The sequence below is a fragment of the Rhizobium phaseoli genome, from assembly GCF_001664385.1.
GTDB classification, from domain to species: domain Bacteria; phylum Pseudomonadota; class Alphaproteobacteria; order Rhizobiales; family Rhizobiaceae; genus Rhizobium; species Rhizobium phaseoli.
The window spans coordinates 2,869,823-2,888,477 of record NZ_CP013532.1; the positions used below are offsets into that span (position 1 = coordinate 2,869,823).

General features: G+C 60.6%; 18 protein-coding genes. 10 read left to right on the forward strand and 8 right to left on the reverse strand.

What is annotated here, in order from left to right; translation table 11 throughout:
- Positions 1-38: 38 nt before the first annotated feature.
- From AMC88_RS13970 to AMC88_RS13985, 4 genes are all read right to left on the reverse strand, one after another.
- On the reverse strand, positions 39-1,058 hold the full coding sequence (locus AMC88_RS13970; protein ID WP_012484396.1) for an ABC transporter ATP-binding protein: 1,020 nt from the start codon (positions 1,056-1,058) through the stop codon (positions 39-41).
- Entirely contained in the window at positions 1,046-2,740 is a 1,695-nt protein-coding gene (locus AMC88_RS13975) for an ABC transporter permease (protein WP_064825444.1), read from the reverse strand. Before AMC88_RS13975 ends, AMC88_RS13970 begins: the two co-directional genes overlap by 13 nt.
- Before the next feature lie 7 nt (positions 2,741-2,747).
- On the reverse strand, positions 2,748-3,725 hold the full coding sequence (locus tag AMC88_RS13980) for an ABC transporter substrate-binding protein (protein ID WP_064825445.1): 978 nt from the start codon (positions 3,723-3,725) through the stop codon (positions 2,748-2,750).
- 131 nt (positions 3,726-3,856) lie between these two features.
- A complete protein-coding gene (locus AMC88_RS13985; RefSeq protein ID WP_010025043.1) occupies positions 3,857-4,624 on the reverse strand; it encodes an alpha/beta fold hydrolase in 768 nt (255 codons plus the stop codon).
- Positions 4,625-4,813: 189 nt separating this feature from the next.
- On the opposite strand from AMC88_RS13985, the gene AMC88_RS13990 reads away from it, so the two are divergent.
- Positions 4,814-5,284 carry a MarR family winged helix-turn-helix transcriptional regulator gene (locus AMC88_RS13990; protein WP_012484399.1) on the forward strand — a complete coding sequence of 157 codons (471 nt, stop codon included), beginning with the start codon at positions 4,814-4,816 and terminating at the stop codon, positions 5,282-5,284.
- A gap of 193 nt (positions 5,285-5,477) precedes the next feature.
- Positions 5,478-6,536 (forward strand): aldo/keto reductase, encoded by a 1,059-nt coding sequence (locus AMC88_RS13995; protein ID WP_010025046.1) that lies wholly within the window; start codon positions 5,478-5,480, stop codon positions 6,534-6,536.
- 320 nt (positions 6,537-6,856) lie between these two features.
- On the opposite strand, the gene AMC88_RS14000 is transcribed toward AMC88_RS13995, so the two are convergent.
- On the reverse strand, positions 6,857-8,077 hold the full coding sequence (locus tag AMC88_RS14000; RefSeq protein WP_064825446.1) for an aminotransferase-like domain-containing protein: 1,221 nt from the start codon (positions 8,075-8,077) through the stop codon (positions 6,857-6,859).
- On the opposite strand from AMC88_RS14000, the gene AMC88_RS33630 reads away from it, so the two are divergent.
- From AMC88_RS33630 to AMC88_RS14015, 5 genes are all read left to right on the forward strand, one after another.
- Positions 8,034-8,300: a hypothetical protein gene (locus AMC88_RS33630; RefSeq protein WP_167355272.1), complete on the forward strand. Its 267-nt coding sequence runs from the start codon at positions 8,034-8,036 to the stop codon at positions 8,298-8,300. The two genes, AMC88_RS14000 and AMC88_RS33630, sit on opposite strands and share 44 nt — an antisense overlap.
- 95 nt (positions 8,301-8,395) lie before the next feature.
- On the forward strand, positions 8,396-9,496 hold the full coding sequence (locus AMC88_RS14005) for a branched-chain amino acid aminotransferase (protein WP_064825447.1): 1,101 nt from the start codon (positions 8,396-8,398) through the stop codon (positions 9,494-9,496).
- Between the two features lie 163 nt (positions 9,497-9,659).
- Entirely contained in the window at positions 9,660-10,247 is a 588-nt protein-coding gene (locus AMC88_RS14010) for a class I SAM-dependent methyltransferase (RefSeq protein WP_064825448.1), read from the forward strand.
- Positions 10,248-10,606: 359 nt separating this feature from the next.
- Complete coding sequence (locus AMC88_RS34675; RefSeq protein WP_418314103.1) at positions 10,607-10,732, forward strand: hypothetical protein; 126 nt, start codon at positions 10,607-10,609, stop codon at positions 10,730-10,732.
- A gap of 26 nt (positions 10,733-10,758) precedes the next feature.
- Positions 10,759-11,574, forward strand: coding sequence for a TIGR04290 family methyltransferase (locus AMC88_RS14015; protein ID WP_225880689.1), 816 nt, complete (start codon positions 10,759-10,761; stop codon positions 11,572-11,574).
- Here the strand turns inward: AMC88_RS14015 and AMC88_RS14020 are convergent.
- A complete protein-coding gene (locus AMC88_RS14020; protein WP_064825449.1) occupies positions 11,531-13,279 on the reverse strand; it encodes a protein kinase family protein in 1,749 nt (582 codons plus the stop codon). The two genes, AMC88_RS14015 and AMC88_RS14020, sit on opposite strands and share 44 nt — an antisense overlap.
- A gap of 144 nt (positions 13,280-13,423) precedes the next feature.
- On the opposite strand from AMC88_RS14020, the gene AMC88_RS14025 reads away from it, so the two are divergent.
- From AMC88_RS14025 to AMC88_RS14035, 3 genes are read left to right on the forward strand one after another with little or no spacing between them, the layout of a single operon-like run.
- Positions 13,424-14,527, forward strand: coding sequence for an inositol-3-phosphate synthase (locus AMC88_RS14025; RefSeq protein ID WP_012484407.1), 1,104 nt, complete (start codon positions 13,424-13,426; stop codon positions 14,525-14,527).
- Positions 14,524-15,123 (forward strand): histidine phosphatase family protein, encoded by a 600-nt coding sequence (locus AMC88_RS14030; protein WP_010017995.1) that lies wholly within the window; start codon positions 14,524-14,526, stop codon positions 15,121-15,123. The genes AMC88_RS14025 and AMC88_RS14030 overlap by 4 nt, the downstream gene beginning before the upstream one ends.
- A gap of 33 nt (positions 15,124-15,156) precedes the next feature.
- Positions 15,157-16,095 (forward strand): hypothetical protein, encoded by a 939-nt coding sequence (locus AMC88_RS14035; RefSeq protein ID WP_064825450.1) that lies wholly within the window; start codon positions 15,157-15,159, stop codon positions 16,093-16,095.
- A 1-nt stretch (position 16,096) separates the two neighbouring features.
- Here the strand turns inward: AMC88_RS14035 and AMC88_RS14040 are convergent, their stop codons facing one another.
- Positions 16,097-17,398 carry a Coenzyme F420 hydrogenase/dehydrogenase, beta subunit C-terminal domain gene (locus AMC88_RS14040; RefSeq protein WP_016733525.1) on the reverse strand — a complete coding sequence of 434 codons (1,302 nt, stop codon included), beginning with the start codon at positions 17,396-17,398 and terminating at the stop codon, positions 16,097-16,099.
- Between the two features lie 115 nt (positions 17,399-17,513).
- On the reverse strand, positions 17,514-18,575 hold the full coding sequence (locus AMC88_RS14045) for a polysaccharide pyruvyl transferase family protein (protein WP_064825451.1): 1,062 nt from the start codon (positions 18,573-18,575) through the stop codon (positions 17,514-17,516).
- Between the last annotated feature and the right edge of the window lie 80 nt (positions 18,576-18,655).

The following is an 18,655-nucleotide window of genomic DNA, read 5'->3' on the forward strand; positions in this document are numbered from 1 at the left end:
CGCCCTCTTTGAACCGGAATGCGATTGACTGTGTTCCATCAAAGCCGCCAGGCGGCGCGGATCACGACGCGAAGCGTTTCACCAGGCACGACGGCCACGCGGCTGTAGGCGCGCAGTGTCTGGCCGTTGCCGAGCGTCAGCTTCACGGCGTAGCGCTCTCCCTCGAACAGCACGGATTCGACGGTTGCCGGAGCCCCCTCGCCGCCGATGATGACATCTTCCGGCCGCACGAGAATGTCGGCGCCATCGGTGTTAGCCGCCTGCAGCGCGTCCTGCAGTTCATCCCATTCCAGATGGCGTTCGCCGCCCATGACAGGCAGCGTCAGGATCGCGCCGCGTCCGATCACGCCGCCGACGATACGGCCCTCCGGGCGTGCATAGATCTCGGCCGGCGGCGCCACCTGAAGGAGGCGGCCTTCCGACATCACGGCGACATCGGTCGCCAGCGCCATCGCCTCGCTCTGGTCGTGGGTGACGTAGATCATCGTCGCACCGGAGCGCTGGTGAAATTCGCGGAAAGTCTCCTCCATCTCCTGCTTTAGGTGCCGGTCGAGATTGGCGAGCGGCTCGTCGAGCAGCACGACATCGGGCGAGGTCACCAGGCAGCGGGCGAGCGCCACGCGCTGGCGCTGGCCGCCGGAGAGATCGGCCGGCCGCCGGCCGGCATAGTCGGCAAGCCGGACGGTGGAAAGCGCCTCGCCGACCTTCACCCGGTATGCCTCCCCCGAGACGCCGCGTACCTTCAGGGGATAGCCGACATTGTCGGCGACGCTCATGTGCGGCCAGAGCGCATAGGACTGGAACACCATCGCCATGTTGCGCTTCTCGGGCGGCAGCAATTGCGCGGCATCAGCAAGCAGCCGCTCGCCGAGATGGATCGAGCCGTCGGAGGGCGTCTCGAAGCCGGCGATCATGCGCAGAACCGTCGTCTTGCCGCAGCCGGAAGGCCCGAGCAGCGCCAGGAAACCGCCCTCGCGCACATCGAGCGAGAAATCGCTGACGGCCGCGCGCCCGGTGCCGAAATCCTTGGCCACCCGGTTGAGGATCAGTTGCGCCATGGGGCCACCCCTTTCGGCAGGCGTTTCGCCAGGAGTTCCAGCAGCAGCATCATGATGACGACCATCAGGACGACGAGGACCGACAGCGCCGAGGCAAGGTCGGAGCTGCCGCTGTCGTCGAGATTGTAGATGGCGACGCCGAGCGTCTGGGTGCCGGCCGACCAGAGCAGCGCGGAGATCGTCAGCTCGTTGCAGGCGATCAGGAAGACGAGGATGACGGAGGCCCCGGCGGCGGGCGCAATCAGCGGCACGATGATATCGGAAAGCCTTCGGAAGAAGCCGGCGCCGGAAAGCCGTGCGGCCTCCTCCAGCGCCGGATCGAGCTGGTGGAAGGCGCTGACCACGGGTTTCAGGCTGACGGCGAAGAAGGAGGAGAAATAGGCGATCAGGATGATCCAGATCGTGCCGTAGAGCGAGATGTGGAGGAAGGGGATGGGCGCGGCGAAAACCAGGATGAAGGCGACCGCCATGACGATGCCGGGCAGCGAATAGGGTATCTCGATCAGTTTCGCGATGATGCGGGACGCCGCATCCTTGCGCCGCGTCAGCATATAGGTCGCCAGCACGGTCACCGCCAGGAGACCAATGGCGGTGGCGCCGGCAAGCGAGATCGAATTGACGAAAGCCGTGCGCGTCACCGCCTGCCGGAAGAGGATCTCCTCAAAGGCATGCAGCGACATGGTCTTGAAGTTGAGCGGTACGCCATAGGCCGGCACCAGCGCGCCGGCGACGAGCGCGAAGAAGGGAGCAGCGAGCATGAAGAACAGGATCGCCCAGAGGAGCGGCGTGAACGCGAACCGCCAGGCGCCGAGTTCGAAGGCCGCACTCGCCCCCGACAGGCCGATGACGCGGTAATCGCGGCCTCTGAGCGCCCGGTCCTGGATCATCAAGCCTGCCACCGAAATCATCGCGATGATTGCCGAGAGCACCGCAACATCGCCGAAGGTGCGGCTGGTGAAGGCGGAAAACTTTGTGAAGATGAGCGTCGGCAGCGTGAAGATCGAGGCCGGAATGCCGAGAATGGCGGGAATGCCGAAATTGCCGGTGCAGGAGACGAAGGAGATCGCCGCGCCCGCGATGATGCCAGGCAGCGACAGAGGCAGGATGATATCGCGAAAGACCCGAAAGCTGGAAGCGCCGGAAAGCCGCGCGGCCTCCACGCCGTCGCGCGGCAGCGTCATCAGCCCGGCCCGGAGCGCGAGATAGACGAGCGGCGCGTGCTGCACGCCATAAAGCAGGGCGATGCCGCCGACCGAATAGAGCGGCTGCGGCGAACCGAGCGGCGGAGCGATCGCGAGCGCCTTCAAGAGCGGGCTCGACGGCCCCGACATCTGTACCCAGGCAAGCGCCGTCACCTGCGGCGGGATCATCATCGGCAGCACGAAGAAGAAGCTGAGCGGCCCCTTCCCCGGAATATCCGTCAGCGTCAGCAGGAAGGCGAAGAGGCAGCCGATGAGAAGTGAGACGATCGTGCCGAGAACGGAGGTGACGAGGGTGTAATAGGTCGCCTGCCAGAGCGCCGGGTCGGCGAGCACATCGGTGACGCCGCCGGCGGCGAAGGCCGCAATCCCTGCCATGACAAGGCGGGCGAGCGGCAGCACGCTGAGGACGAGCACGGTAATGACGATAAAAGGAAACAGCCAGGCGGGCTGGCTGTTTCCTGCTCTGACATAGCCTGGCATGAAGAGATCAGTTCGAGCCGTAAATGCCCGAGAAGGTCTTCAGATCCTGGTCGGTATTCTTCAGGGCTTCCGCGGCATTGACCGGCAGGACCTTGATCGTCTCGCGCGCCGGGAAGCCTTCCGGCACCTTCATGCCGTTGCGGGCCGGGATATAGCCGAGCTTGAGGAAGCCTTCCTGGCCCTTTTCGGAGAGCACGTAATCGACGAACTTCTTGGCGGCCTCGGCATTTTTGCTGCTGGCGAGGATGCCGACCGGCTCGGTGACAGCGGAAACGCCTTCGCTCGGGAAGACGAATTCGACGGGCGCGCCCTTGGCCTTCTCGCGGATCGGCAGGTAATCGACGACCACGCCATAGGCCTTCTCGCCCGAGGCGACCGACTTCAGCACGGCGCCATTGCCGCCGGCCGCAATCGCGCCGTTTTCGGCAAGCGCCTTGTAATAATCCCAGCCGAGGCCGGGCACGGCGGCCAGCGCCTGGGCGTGGATGAGGGCCGCACCCGAAGCGAGCGGGCTCGGCATGGTGACGAGGCCCTTGGCTTCCGGCTTGGCCAGATCCTTCCAGCTCGCAGGCTTCATGCCGGCAGAGGTGTTATACATGATGCCGGTCGTGATCAGCTTGGTCGAGTAATAGTAGCCGTCGGCGTCATAGAGGGTGGCGTTGTATTGGGCCGCTTCCGGCGACTTGTAGGCGAGCAGCTTGCCCTCTTCCTTGAGACGCTCCAGCGTCACCATGTCGGCGATCAGCAGAACGTCGGCGACCGGGTTGCCGGCCTGGATCTCGGCCTGCAGCTTGGCGATGATCTTCGGCGTGCCGTCGCGCACCCAGTCGACCTTGATATCGGGATTGGCGGCCATGAAGCCATCGACCGTCGCCTGCGCGTCTTCGTTCGGCTGGCTGGTGTAGAGAACGAGGTTTGCGGCCGAAGCCGGAACGGCAAACAGGCTCGCGGCGAGAAGGGCTGCGGCGGAAACGATCGTTTTCATGGGAGGAGTCCTCGGATTGCGTCACCCCTCCCTTATTAGGGGTCGTTGACAGAGATGTGACAGGCGGCCGCAGGCGCCGCTTGCCGGCATTCGGGCCACGGCACTTGCGCGCCGCGGCCTTGGGTCGACTGTTACTTCGCGGCCTCTTCGATCAGTTCGGCAACCTTCTCGGGATGCGACACCATCACGACGTGCGAGGCGCCGTCGACCACGACGGTGCGCTTGGACCCTGCCCGCTCGGCCATGAAGCCGAGGGCTGCGGCCGGGATGTTCTTGTCGCCGGTGCCGTAGACGAACCAGGACGGCAGCTTCTTCCAAGCGGGCTCGCCGGATTTTTCGGTGAGCGCCGCTTCGGTGATCGGCCGTTGGGCGGCCGCCATCAGCGCGGCCTGTTCAGCCGGCACGTCGCTGGCGAACTGATCATGGAATTTCGCCGCGTCGATATAGAGATCGACGCCGCCGGTGCTGAGCTTTACCGGGGCCGCGAGCGCTCCGCTCAGCGTGCCGCCTGGAAACTTGCCGGCGAGATCGGCAACCGATTCACCGGCATCGGGCGCGAAGGCCGCGACATAGACCAGCGACTTGACGTTGCCGTGGCCGTTTGCAGCGGCCGAGATCACCTGCCCTCCATAGGAATGGCCGACGAGGACCACGGGGCCGGCAATGCTGCCGACGACGTCGGAGACATAGGCGGCATCGCTGGAAACGCTGCGCAGCGGATTGGCGGCCGCCACGACCGGGAAACCGTCCTTGCGCAGGATTTCGACGACGCCGTTCCAGCTGGAGGAATCCGCAAAGGCGCCATGGACGAGGACGACGGTCGGCTTGGCCGGCTGCGCAAAGGCAGCACCGGAGAACAGAGCGCCCGCCAGGGCGACGGCGGCAGCAAATTTGAACATTGGTCATTTCCTTTCGTCGGTTGAGTATCACAGGAGCCGAACCGGGTTCGCGTTCACGAGCTCTCGTGTTCGGCATATAATTTGTAAGCGATTTCTTTGTACGCGATTTAATTAACCCGTCTCGGACGCGGCGTCAATAGCTTGCAAACAGATCGCGCACAAATTATATTGAAGCCATAGGAGAGCGTGATGAAACCCACCCCATCGAATGATCTCGCCGACGTGCCCCAGATCGATGAAATGCTTTGCTTTTCAATCTATTCCGCCGGCCACGCCTTCAACCAGCTTTACCGTCCCCTGCTCGACGAAATGGAACTCACCTATCCGCAGTTCCTCGTCATGACCGCCTTGTGGGCGCGTGACGACCGCACGGTGAAGGATCTCGGCGAAACGCTTTTCCTCGACTCCAGCACCCTCACCCCGCTGCTGAAGCGGCTGGAAAATGTCGGCCTCGTCACCCGCAACCGAAATCCCGCCGATGAACGCCAGGTGCTGTTGCGGCTGACAAGCAAGGGCCTGGCCCTGAAGAGCCGCGCCGCCCACGTGTTCGACTGCATCGGCAAAGCCGTCGGTATAGACGCCGAGACCGTCGGCAAGATCCGGGACACGATCGCGTCGATCCGGGACAACATTCACGGCAAGGACAAGGACGAGGCCTGACGCAAAGGCGCCCCCCGCACCGCTGCGACGATTTTCGTTCGACAAGCCCGCGGCATATTGTACGATCCGTCTGCCGCCGGCACGATGCCCGGCACCCGCTATCTTGTCTAAGCCTCACGCAGGCGTGAACCACGCCGCCATTGCATTCGGCCGCGCTGAGGGCGTCAATCCGTTCGATGAAGGAGGAGTTTTCATGGAATATCGTCTGCTCGGCCGCTCCGGCCTGAAAATCTCGACATTGACCATGGGCACGATGACCTTCGGCGGCGTCGGCTGGGCGAAGATGGTTGGCGATCTCGGCGTCTCCGAGGCGAAGAAGATGATCGATATGTGCATCGACGCCGGCATCAACCTGATCGATACCGCCAACGTCTATTCATCAGGCGAATGTGAAAACATCATCGGCGAGGCGCTCGCCGGCAAGCGGCCGCAGGGCGTGCTGCTCGCCACCAAGGCCCGCTTCGGCATGGGCGACGGCCCGAACGACCGTGGTCTTTCGCGTTACCACCTGATCCGCGAATGCGAGGCGAGCCTGAAGCGCCTGAAGACCGATGTCATCGACCTCTATCAGGTGCATGAATGGGACGGCCAGACGTCGCTTGAAGAGACGATGGAAGCGCTCGACACCCTGACCAAGCAGGGCAAGGTGCGTTACGTCGGCTGCTCGAACTATTCCGGCTGGCACATCATGAAGGCACTCGGCATCGCCAACGAACACAAATTCCAACGCTTCGTCAGCCAGCAGATCCACTATACGCTCGAAGCCCGCGACGCCGAATACGAGCTGCTGCCGATCTCGATCGACCAGGGCCTCGGTGTGCTGGTCTGGAGTCCGCTGGCCGGCGGCCTGCTCTCCGGCAAGCACCGCCGCAATCAGGCAGCCCCCGAAGGCACCCGCCAGTTCGCCGGCTGGACCGAGCCGCCGATCCGCGACGAAAACCGCCTCTGGAACATCGTCGAGACCTTGGTCGCGATCGGCGAAGAGCGCGGCGTCTCGGCCGCTCAGGTGGCGCTCGCCTGGCTGATCGGCCGCAAGGCGGTCACCTCGGTCATCATCGGCGGGCGCACCGAGGCCCAGTTCCGCGACAACATTGCCGCTGCCGAGCTGAAGCTGACGGAAGAAGAGCGCAAGCGCCTGGACGCCGTCAGCCTGCCGCCGATCCTCTATCCCTATTGGCACCAGCTGAACACCGCAAGCGACAGGTTGAGCGAAGCCGACCTCGAGCTTTTCGGCCCGCATCTCCGGCAATAGCGCCGAGGGCAAGAGCGAGACCGCGAACGAGGGCTGGACGACGATTCTTTGATTGGGTGCTGGCTGGCTGTTTTGCCGAAACCGTAGCGATGGACAAACCGCTTATTCCCCTCTGAGACAAGAGGGCGGAAGCACTTCCCTATCCTCCCTCATTCCTGTGCTCGTCACAGGAATCCAGCGTGCCCAAGTCCTTGGGCACGAGAGAAGCCTTCACGCGTAAGAGTCAATCACGGCGCGGACGCGCCGTGGCTGGATTCCTGTGACGAGCACAGGAATGAGGGACGGCGGTGAATGCCGCTGCCTCTTCTCATCCCTCGCGGTCAACCGCCAATCTCATCAGCGATCAGCTTGCCCAACCGGCCGATCCCGTCCTCGATCATCTGGTCGTTGGCGCACGAGAAGCTGACGCGGAAGGTGTTGGCGCCGGAGCCGTCGGCGAAGAAGGCCTTGCCAGGTACGAAGGCGACCTTGGCGGTTTCGAGCGACTTCGCCAGAAGCTTGGCGCCATCCATGCCTTCCGGCAGAGTGATCCAGATGAACATGCCGCCTTCCGGCTTCGTCCAGCTGGTGCCCTTGGGCATGTATTTCTCAAGTGCCGCCAGCATGCAGTTGCGCCGATGGCTGTAGGCGGCCTTGATCTTGGCCACCTGCGCATCGAAACCGCGCTCGGCGACATCGGCGATGGCCATCTGGTTGATCGTCGACGAGTGCAGATCGGCCGCCTGCTTCATCAGCACCAGCTTGCGAATGACCGGCGCATTGGCGACGACGAAGCCGACGCGTAGACCAGGCGCCAAAGTCTTGGAGAAGCTGCCGCAATAGATCGTGCGGGTCTCGTTGATATGGCCCTTTTCGGCTATCTCCAGCGCCAGAATCGGCGGGATCGGCTCAGCATCGTAGCGCAGCGACTGATAGGCCGCATCTTCGATGACGGCGACGTCGAGCTCCTCGGCAAGTGCCAGCACCTGCTTGCGGCCGGCGAGATCGACCGTTTCACCGGTCGGATTGGAGAAATCGGCGGAGAGATAGGCGAATTTCACCTTGCCGCCGGCGGCGGCAGCCGCCGCGCGATATGATTCCGGCGTCCGGTTGCCGCCGGGCGTCAGTTGGTCATAGGCCGGCTCATAGGCGTTGAAGGCCTGCAGCGCGCCGAGATAGGTCGGCCATGTCACCAGCGCCGTATCGTTCGGCGACAGGAACAGCTTGCCGAGATAATCGAGACCCTGCTGCGAGCCGGAAACAATGAAGACATTGTCGAGTTCGCAGGGGATGCCGAGATCGGCTATCTGTCGGACCAGCCATTCGCGCAGTGGCTTGTAGCCTTCGCTGACCGAATATTGCAGCGCCGAATTGACGGCAGCGCCGGCGAAAATATCGGCATAGGCCTGCTTGAATTGCTGATCGGGAAACAGCGCCGGATCCGGAATGCCGCCGGCGAAGGAGATGATGTCGGGCCGGTCGAGAAGCTTCAGGAGCTCGCGAATCTCGGATGCGCGCATGCGCGACGATCGCGATGCAAACATGGTGTCCCAGTTCAGCATGGAGTTTCCTCATATCTTTTCTATACCGCCGACAAACCATGCGGCGGAAATTATGTCAACAATACTGACCTATTTTCTTGTCACGGTGACATGTGGGAAATCTTATCCTCCAAGGTTTTGGATGTTCGGGATTTCACTTGATGCAGACACCATCCGATATCGAAGCCGCTCGGTCCCGAATTTGCTGCTCGACGGCAGCCACATCAAAGGATTATTCCTCTGATCAAAACCGAAACCGGCTGATTCAGACCTTTCCAAGACCAGCTCGGCGGCGGTAGTGTCGCCGCCACTATTCAATTTACTATCAAGGTGCCAGCAATGACCGTGACGTCGGCCTCTCCTGAAATCAAAATCGAACTCCACAAGTCTCCCGTATCGGACGCTGATCGTGTTCAGGCACTGGAGGCGCCCGGCTTCGGCAAGCTCTTCACGGATCATATGGTCCTGGCACGCTGGACGGCCGAGAAGGGCTGGCACGATGCGAAGGTTACGCCCCGGCGCCCCCTGGAGCTCGATCCTGCGAGCGCCGTGCTGCACTACGCGCAGGAAATCTTCGAGGGCATGAAAGCCTACAAGGCGGACGATGGCCGGATTCTGCTCTTTCGGCCTGAGGAGAATGCACGCCGCTTCGCGCAGTCAGCAACCCGCATGGCGATGCCTCCCGTGCCCGAAGAACTCTTCCTGAAGGCGGTCGAAGAACTGGTCCGCGTTGACAAGGCGTGGATACCCTCCGGCGACGCCAGCCTCTACCTTCGCCCCTTCATGTTCGCCAACGAGGCGTTTCTCGGCGTTCGTCCGGCTCAGGAGTATGTCTTCTGCATCATCGCCTCTCCGGTCGGCGCCTACTTCAAGGGCGGCGCGAAGGCCGTCTCCCTTTGGGTCGAGACCGAATACACCCGCGCAGCCGCCGGCGGCACGGGTGCCGCAAAATGCGGCGGAAACTACGCAGCCAGCCTCGTGGCGCAAGCCGAGGCGTCGAAGAAGGGTTGCGATCAGGTCGTCTTCCTCGACGCCGCAGAGCATCGCTGGGTCGAAGAACTCGGCGGCATGAACGTCTTCTTCGTGATGAACGATGGATCGGTGGTAACCCCGCCCCTTGGCGGCACGATCCTGCCGGGCATCACCCGGGCTTCCGTGATCGTGCTCGCCGAAGAAAGGGGTTTGCGCGTCGAGCAGCGCCCCTACTCGTTCGCGGAATGGCAAGACGACGCTGCCAGTGGCAGGCTCGCCGAAGCGTTCGCCTGCGGCACTGCCGCCGTCCTGGCGGGCATCGGCCTGGTTCGACATGCCGGCGGCGAATTTCTGGTCGGAGACGGCCAGACCGGCAAATTGACCAGCGAACTGCGCCAGCAGCTCGTCAGTCTGCAGAAGGGCGTAACGAACGATGAGCACGGCTGGACGCGCCTCGTCCCGGCCTGAATTCCGACGTTCCACGCGAACGGCGGCGTCAGCATCGATATGCCGGGCGCCGCTCGTCGCCTCACCCAAAGCCATCGGCATTCTATCGATATCATCTGCGCCGCCGACCAGCTTTCGGGAAGACATCTCCACGCTAACCGACATCCCCGAGCGGCCGACCCACATGTCTCCTGACCGTACCTCAGCCTTTTACAAGGAAAACGCCGAGACATACGCAAACCGGGCACGTAGCCTGCCAAAGCAACAGCTCGACGCCTTCCTCGCGCGGCTCGCACCAGGTGCCGCAATCCTCGAACTCGGCTGCGGTGGTGGGCAGGACAGCGCCTATATGCTGTCGCAGGGTTTCGACGTGACACCCACGGATGGCTCGGCCGAGCTTGCAAGAAAGGCGGAGATGCTGATCGGAAGGCCTGTCAGGGTCATGCTCTTCCAGCAGCTCGACGCCGACAGCGCCTACGACGGCGTCTGGGCGCATGCGAGCCTGCTCCATGTTCCGAGATCCGAACTTCCGAGCGTTTTCGCCCGTGTTCGCAATGCGCTCAGACCCGACGGCATCCTCCACGCCAGCTTCAAGGCGGGAGAAGCCGAAGGTCACGACGGCTTCGGACGCTATTACAACTATCCCTCCGCCGATTGGCTGTCGGCGCTTCTGACCGCGGGCGGCTGGCGCAAATTCGCCGTCTGGGAAAGCGAAGGCGGCGGATATGACGGCAAGCCAACACGCTGGCTTACGGTGAGTGCGCAACGATAACGGTGCCCCGTGTGGGGCCGATACCCTGTCAACGGCGACGTGCCTGTCGTCCGGGCTCGCGATCAGACCGGTGAGTTGACGTCGTGGCCGAAGGATTTCACCCGCTGCCCGATCATGTCGACCATGGCGACAAGGTGGTTTGGGATTTTTCTTCTTCAGCGGGAACCGAAAACCATCAAGAGGGTTCAATCACAATCTGACAAAGCCGGCTAAAGCTGAACATGCCGCAGATATCTCAAAAGCGGACGAAGATTGGTGGGGGAGATACCGAAGATCTCTTATTGACCACCTGTCTCCCTGGATGGATTGCCCGTTCCCTCGCCAGAAGTGGAATTCATCGGATGAGCCAATTGGCAGACATGAAGAACGCTGAACTCCTCCAGCTCCCGGGGATTGGCCCTCGATCCGTCGAGCAGATACGGTCGGCGGTTAGAAGATTTAAACGTAACCGAACACACGTCTCGGCGACGCATTCGAAAGAATGATCGAGGCGTGCGGATTGGAGTAGGGAATGAACGAGAAGGCTCGACTGGAAAGCGACATCGCAGCCCTGGGCCCATGGTTTCACAATCTGCGAATTAACGGCGTTCAGACCGCGCCCGATCATTTCCTTGGCGACTACCCGTCCTTCAAATGGGCCCACTTTCAGCAGGTTGTGCCTGAAGATCTCCGCGGGTGCAGCGTTCTGGACATCGGCTGCAACGCCGGGTTCTACTCGCTTGAAATGAAGAGAAGAAATGCCGGGCGGGTCGTCGGAATCGATTCCGACCCCCATTATCTCAGGCAAGCCGAGTTCGCAGCCAGACAGACAGGTGAGGATATCGAGTTCAAGCTGATGTCGGTCTATGAGGTTGAAAAACTCAAGGAGAGATTCGACCTGGTCCTTTTCATGGGTGTCCTTTATCACCTGCGGCATCCGCTACTGGCGCTCGACCTTCTGCATGAGCATGTGGTCGGCGGAAAGATGCTGTTTCAATGCATGCAGCGAGGTGAAGAGCAAGTCGCGGCGCTCAGTAAAAATTACGATTTCTCCGACACGGCGATATTTGAGCAGCGCGGCTTTCCGAAGCTTTATTTTGTGGAAGAACGTTACGCTGGCGACCCCACCAACTGGTTCATTCCGAACAAGGCGGCGGTCGAAGCGATGCTGAGAAGCGCCGGGTTTGTCATTCGTGCCAATCCGGAACCGGAAGTTTATCTGGTAGAACATGGAACCCGCCACCAGATGGCGGAACCGCCTCCCTCACTTTGCCAGCAGAATTTCACCCAGATGGCTTCCGCAGTCAGGGTCGAACCAATCCCGGCAAGCGATCCAGGTAACGTTTGATAATGCTTCCGATGCGCTCCATCTCGGCGCAATCGACGCAGGCTTTCGCCTGCGACCACAGACCTATCTGAAAACCGAGATAACATGCCTCGAAAAACCTGAGTACATCGTCGCGCAAATCGCAGTCCGCTTCCCGACCGACGAGATCGGCAAGACGATCGCGCTCCTTGCTCGAGAGTTGGAATTCCACGCAGGCGCCCGCGACGTCCCAGGCGATATCCTGGCAGCCGATCAGATCATGGGCCGCATTATGGTCGAGCGCATCCGTCTTCATGATGCGCCCGGTCGTGGCGGTCAGCCATTCCCATGGATGAAGACGGTTATCCGTATCGACGCGTCGCAATCGCCGTGATAGCCGCTCGGGCGCGCCTATCACCCGCCTCAAATTTCCTGCTGTGTCCGATCCTGCCGCTTCGGCGATATTGAAAACAGCCATTTCGCAAAGTTTCTGGATCGAGGCGCCGCCGTTTCGTGCCGGGAGGTGACGGGCGCGAAAACCGAGGTAACGTCCGAGGTGATCCACGATGTGGCGCCTGCTCAGACCGCTAGTGTCGAAGGGTGTTCCATCCAGCCATTCCTCGATAATAAATCCGTAACAAGTGCCGGCAATCTTCGGAATGAAGCCGGCTTCGCTCAGCAAAGAGCCTCTTCTTGCCTTGTCCACGTCGATCCCGCAAAGCCCGGCAAACTTGACATGCCAGGCCCCTCCTTCGGCTTCCATCAGGAATTTGCGTTTTTCCATCTGCATATAGCTCGGCGGCCAAAGCGACGGATCGCGATAACGAACAGCTCGCCATGCGCCACCGGACAGGTCTCGCCACGAGGATCGCGCAACTCCGACAGCATCGGCCGCCCATATGTGCAGACGATGTCTTGGATCTTTGGCCTTGAGCATTAGATCGTCGAAGCTGACAACATGGCGTGGCCGATCTCGCCAACGGGTCCGATGCGGCTCGCTTGCATGGGGGCCCGGTTCACCTGCGTGGCTCGGAAAAAAGTGAAGTCGACCAGATGCCACACCGTTTGCCTGCAGCCAATCCCCAACGCAGCCGAACGAACTCCCCGACAGCCCCGGCCCTTCATCGACGATGGCAAAATCGGTTTCAGGGTCCGCAAGAATGCGCTCGGAAAGAGCCGGTGCGACGTGCAGCTGCCGCTCGAAGGGGTGGCCAGTTGGCCGCAGCGAATAGGCAGGCTCGGCACCCAAGGCTGCGGAAACCAGGGCAGCAAGTCCGGTCCCGATGCTTCTTATCCCTATCACAACTGTTTTAGGCGTCAGATTTGAGATCGAAGCCGCCTCGATATAGCTCTCGGGATACAAGGCATAAAAGGCGTAACCCTCTGCACGCTTCATCCGCACCGGATCGACGCTGTCTAGAGACTCAAGCTCGGCCGCCCAATCATCTGGAAAGGACAAAATGCCGGCAAACCCGATTCGCCATGATTGCATAATGGCGCGTGCTTGTATGAGCAGAAGTTTCGCGCCAGCGTCCTGAAGCTCGGACAGGTCGTCGGCGCCTTTGCTTGCGAATTCCTGATCGGCCAATCCCTGCACCAGTGCTCCAGTCAGCATGAAGGCTCGGACCAAGTTTTCGTGGCGCTGGCGGCTTGGCTGCATTTCAATGCACGCAGTCATCAGTCTTGAAATCGATGCGCGTACTGCTGCCGCGCTCTCGATGTGCTCGACGTCACCATAGACAAGCACCCGGTCCTCCTTCCTGCCGCAATGCCTGCCCGAACTGATTGGAGATCGTCAGACGTGATTAAAAAAACAGAAAAGCCGGGAACCGCTGCGGTTCCCGCTGGTTAGCTTTGTAGATGCCGCAGCAAGCAGCCCCTGGAGGGAGCCATGCGTTCGAAATCCATTCGCGTTGGATTGGTGGGAGTTGGCAATTGCGCCTCGTCATTGGTTCAAGGACTTACCTACTATGATAACGCCCGGGAAAACGAGCCGGTTCCAGGCCTCATGCACATTGATCTCGGTGGATATCACGTGCACGACATTGCGATATCCTCCGCCTTCGATGTCGCGGCTTCAAAGGTTGGGCGTGACGTCGCGGAAGCAATCTACGCCGAGCCAAATAACACCCAACGTTTCGCAGATGTCGCTCCAATTGGGGTCGAGGTGACACGCGGCAGAACGATGGATGGGATAGGCAAGTATCTTAAAGATCGGATCGAGGAATCGGCGGAGCCTTCAGTTGATGTGGCGGAAATTCTTAGGCAAACCCGGACGGAAGTGCTGGTTTCCTATCTTCCCGTCGGCTCGGAGGAAGCAACGAAATGGTACGCCGAACAGGCGCTGGCGGCAGGTTGCGCCTTTATCAATTGCATTCCGGTATTCATAGCCTCCAAATCGGAATGGCAGCAGAAGTTTGCTGCCCGCAAGCTGCCGCTCATCGGCGACGATATCAAGAGCCAGGTGGGGGCAACGATCGTCCACAGAATGCTCGTCAATCTCTTCCGCGAACGAGGCGTCCGAGTGGATCGCACCTATCAACTGAATTTCGGCGGAAACACCGATTTTCTCAATATGCTCGAGCGCGAGCGGCTGGAATCAAAGAAGATCTCCAAAACCCAGTCGGTCACCAGCCAATTGGATATTCCGCTTCCTGCTGACGATATCCATGTCGGCCCAAGTGACCACGTCCCGTGGCTCACCGATCGGAAATGGGCCTATATTCGTCTCGAGGGCACCACTTTCGGAGGCGTGCCGCTCAATGCAGAGCTCAAACTCGAGGTGTGGGACTCGCCCAATTCCGCCGGCGTGGTGATCGATGCGATACGCTGCGCAAAACTGGCCCTCGACCGAGGTCTTGGCGGAGCCCTGACAGGACCGTCAAGCTATTTCATGAAATCGCCGCCGCAACAATTCACCGATCACGAGGCTCGCCGCCGAACGCAGAATTTCATCGATGACCAGGAGGATGTTCTGCGCGGAGCCGCGGAATGACGGCAACGTTTTTACTGGTACGTCACGCCGCGCACGACAATGTCGGGAACTTCCTGGCGGGCCGTACAGCTGGTATTTCGCTTGGCGAAGCCGGTCGCGCACAAGTTCATCATCTCGGGCAGAGGCTGCGCCGCGAGGACATCGATGAGATCCACACCAGTCCGCGCGAACGAACACGGGAGACGGCAGAAGGTATCGCATCAGCCTGCGATCTGGCTCTGCCGCAAACAGACGCTGCTTTGGACGAGGTGAACTACGGCGACTGGTCCGGCAAGACGTTCGAAATTCTCAATGACGATCCCCGCTGGCGCCGGTGGAACACCACGCGCAGCCTTACCCGCACGCCAGGTGGCGAGACGATGCTGGATGTCCAAACTCGGATTTTCGGCCTGATGGAGACTCTGGCCAGCGGCGGTAACGATCGGCGAATAGCTCTGGTGTCTCATGCCGATGTCATTAAGGCGGCTGTCAGTCATATTCTGGGACTGCCGATCGATGCTTGGCCCAGATTTGACATTGCGCCCGCCTCCGTCACGTCGGTTGTGATCGGCGACTGGGGTGCAAAAGTGATGACGCTCAACGAAGTGACCTTATAACCGGTCCGTTAAATCCTCCCACGGGGAAGTCAAATGATCGAAGCTGCAATGATCTGGAACGAGCCGAACAACAAATCGCACTGGGATCCCGAGATCGATCCCGAATGGAGCCTGTTTGCGCAAATGGCAATCCTCGCGGCCGACGCTATCGCGGCCAGGAATCCGGAACTGACGAAAGTGCTCGGCGGAATATCGCCGATCGACCCCTTCTTCATCAGCCGCATGAAGAATTACGGCGTGCTCGACCACCTCGATGCGGTCGCGCTGCATGGTTTCCCCCTCGACTGGAACCTCTGGCAGATTCATGAGTGGCCTGAGAAAATCAACGAAATCCGCGCTGTTACCGACCTGCCGATCTGGGTCAGCGAAGTAGGTGTCTCGACCTTCGGTGCGGAGGAAGTCCAGTTGTGGGGTCTGCAACGAACCGCCGAGTTGCTCAAGGGTAGAATCGAGCGCTGCCAATGGTACAGCCTCTACGACCTCCCTCGATCATGGGAGGCGACGACGCGTCATCGCGAAGCCGAAGGCTCCTCCTACTATCGGCACTACTATATGGGCATTCTGCGCGAAGACGGAACGCCCAAACCAGCGCTTGATGAGTTTGCCAAACACACGCCGGACTTAGGGCTGGTGCAATGGTTTCATTTCGAAGACCCGCGGCTGGATGAGGCCGCTGCTTGGATGAAGCGGTTGGGCGTGAAATCTGTGCGCACCGGGCTTTCCTGGGCGGACCGGTTCCGGCCCAATGCCCTCGATTGGTTCGACCGACAGATGCAGGCCCTCGAAGACTTCGACGTAACGGTGACGTTCTGCTTCACGCCGGAGCATAGAGGTATCGCGGCGCACCATACGAGCGCGCCACTGGTGCCGGAAGAATTCGCCACGTTCTGCGAGGAAATGGTCGACCGTTACGCTCCGAGCAGGGAGGGCGGAACGCGTTGCGAAGTCAGCCGCCCGGTTGCCGAGGCTTGAATCACGAACGCCCCTCGGAGCCGGATAAACCCAGGCTCTGGGCTATTCTGCCAATCGGCCCCCGGGAATAAGCCACTCCCTGATAGCATGCCAAGGCGGCACGAGCCCACAGCATGTAGACTCCGGGGCAATGCAAGAGTTCGGCGATTGAAAAGACGCGATGGCTCCAAAAACTGATCCAATAGCGCATGATATAGACCGCCATGCGCTGCCGAGACAGGCTATGGCTGCCGGTATGGACGCGTTTGCGCGGGCGCATACCCATACGAGGCCAGGTCAAACGGAATGAGAGACCCTCGCGGCGCTGGCGAAACCCGGCGGCTTGAGTGGCGACAACAAATTCGGAATCGACGTTTGACAGCGCGATCCTCTTCTCATCGATCCCCGCATGGATCGCATCTAGAAGTCCTTTCGAGCGGACGATCACCACGTTCGTTCCTCTTCCATCAGAGGAGTAGGGCTCCTTCCAGGCATCCCCGAAAGCAATATCGGCCGTTTCTGCAACGACATCGTCGCAAAAATTGCAGGCGGGATTCTGAAAAAAGCCCGCGCCCCAGTCCCCATCGACCAGATGCCACCAGTCCTGCGCACGCGTCTCTCCGTTTTCGAGGGTGAGCTGGGCCCGATACCAATTCGCCGGCCTTTCCGGGGTTTTCTTCCTGTAGTCGAGCCGTTTAACCTGCCTGATGTCCTGACCCATCTGCCACGCAAAGCTCTCGGCCATGCGCGCGCTTTTCATATGGCCGCAAAACAGCCCTAGCGTGAAGGCAATTCGCTCTTTCAATATTGGGTCATCGGCGCAGGCCAGTCGCACCGCTTTGATGAAACAGGGAATACCTACCACGGCATAACGGCCGGGCGCCTCGCGAATGGACTGAAGCACGCCGGAAAGCTCGACGGGATAATATCGAGATTTGGCGCCTGCCTGAAGTTCCTGCAGATTACGTGACAGCGAATAATGAAACAGGCGCCCTTCCGATTGCGGATCATCGCTCTGCTTGACGTGAGCGACGCAGTCGACAAGTCCTACCCGCAGCAGTTCAGCCGCCACCCAGGTGACCATGCCCCCGGAGCTGCCGTTCGAACGATATTCCCCTTCCTCGACATGGCCGACGAAGGCAGCCTCGAAACGGCCCAAGAGAGGGTGTCGGTTTTTCGCGCGGGAAAAATGTTCGGCCGCCAATTCGTCCTCGTCCCGAGCACCCGGGGAAAATGGGCAAATTCGCGCAAACTCTTCATCGCGGCTCTGCAACCAAGTCCCCGGGCCCGTGGGCTTCATCTGCCCGTACCGGTCGAGCTGCATGCGCACACCAGGCCGAGCTGACTTAGCCACGCAGGAGCCGCAGCCGATGCAGAGGCCGGAGCCTGTAATCGCCTTGGGAGCGATGGCCGGTGTGGGCGGATTCTGTTGATCGGAGCTATTGCAAGGCATGGCTGAGATAGGCGTTGGACGTATCGCGCAAGGAAGATATTCGCTGCGAAATGTTCATGGGAAGCGGGTTGCCAAGGATAAAATCCAGATGCGAAGGTGTCGTATCTTCGGTCAGGACATGATGGTCGGCTCCGACAAGCCGCGTCAGATCGCGAATCTTGTTGGAGCGGTAATCGGAAAGAACGCATGCAAATGGCTTCTCCTTGACAAGCGAGAACACGCATCCGTGAAAGAAGTTCGTTACGACAGCCTTTGCTCCGGAAATGAATGTGGCGAAGTCCTCCGGCCCGGCGTCAATCCATTGCTCGGCGGCCCAATCGTTCCGATAGCCGATGCTGACAAGCCGATAGCCCCGGTCTCCTGCCCATCGGCACACCGCATCCTGGAACCAGGTGGGAAAACTGTGCCCGTAGACGGCTATATAGGTTGCCGCGTCCCCGTCATCTCTGCTCACCTTCACCATCTGGGGAAATTGCAGACACGGGTCCAGGACGAGTTCTGCCTCTAGTCCCAACGTCTCGCGGATGATCCGCTCCGAATGCAGGTCCCGCACCGAAATATGAGAGAACTTTCGCAGCTTTTCCGCCCAGCCCTCCAGTCGCTCCGACGACGCCAGACTTCCAAACGTCGCGGCGTAGGAGACAAGTCGTCGGCATCGCAGGCCCTCTCCATAAAATGCTGGATAGCCCCCATACCAGGGGTGGCGAAGGTTCCACACCTCGTCGCTGCCGACGACGATGAGCGAATAGTCGTCCATTGCGGCGGGGTTCTCCAACGGAAAAGGCGATGAAAGAGGCAAACTGGCAAACGAGCGAAAGAATTTCCGGATCTTCGCTTTGTAGAGCGGGTAATCTTCCGTCGGCGTTGCGGCTGGAAGCAGCGGTTGCAAAGCGCATCGCCATTCCGCGCGGTTCACGCGATCGGACGTGTGTTCCAGAAGGACAGCTTCTACTCCCATGGACGCGAGGCCTTCGGCCAGACAGTGGGCCTGCCAATAGGAGCCGTAATTTATGCAGCGATGAAAGGTTAGAATTCCGACCTTAGGCATTTGGTCCCTGAAGTAGATCGAATATTTTTCCACTAACCGAGCAACTCAAGTTACGTTCCCAACAAACCGAAGAGCACCTC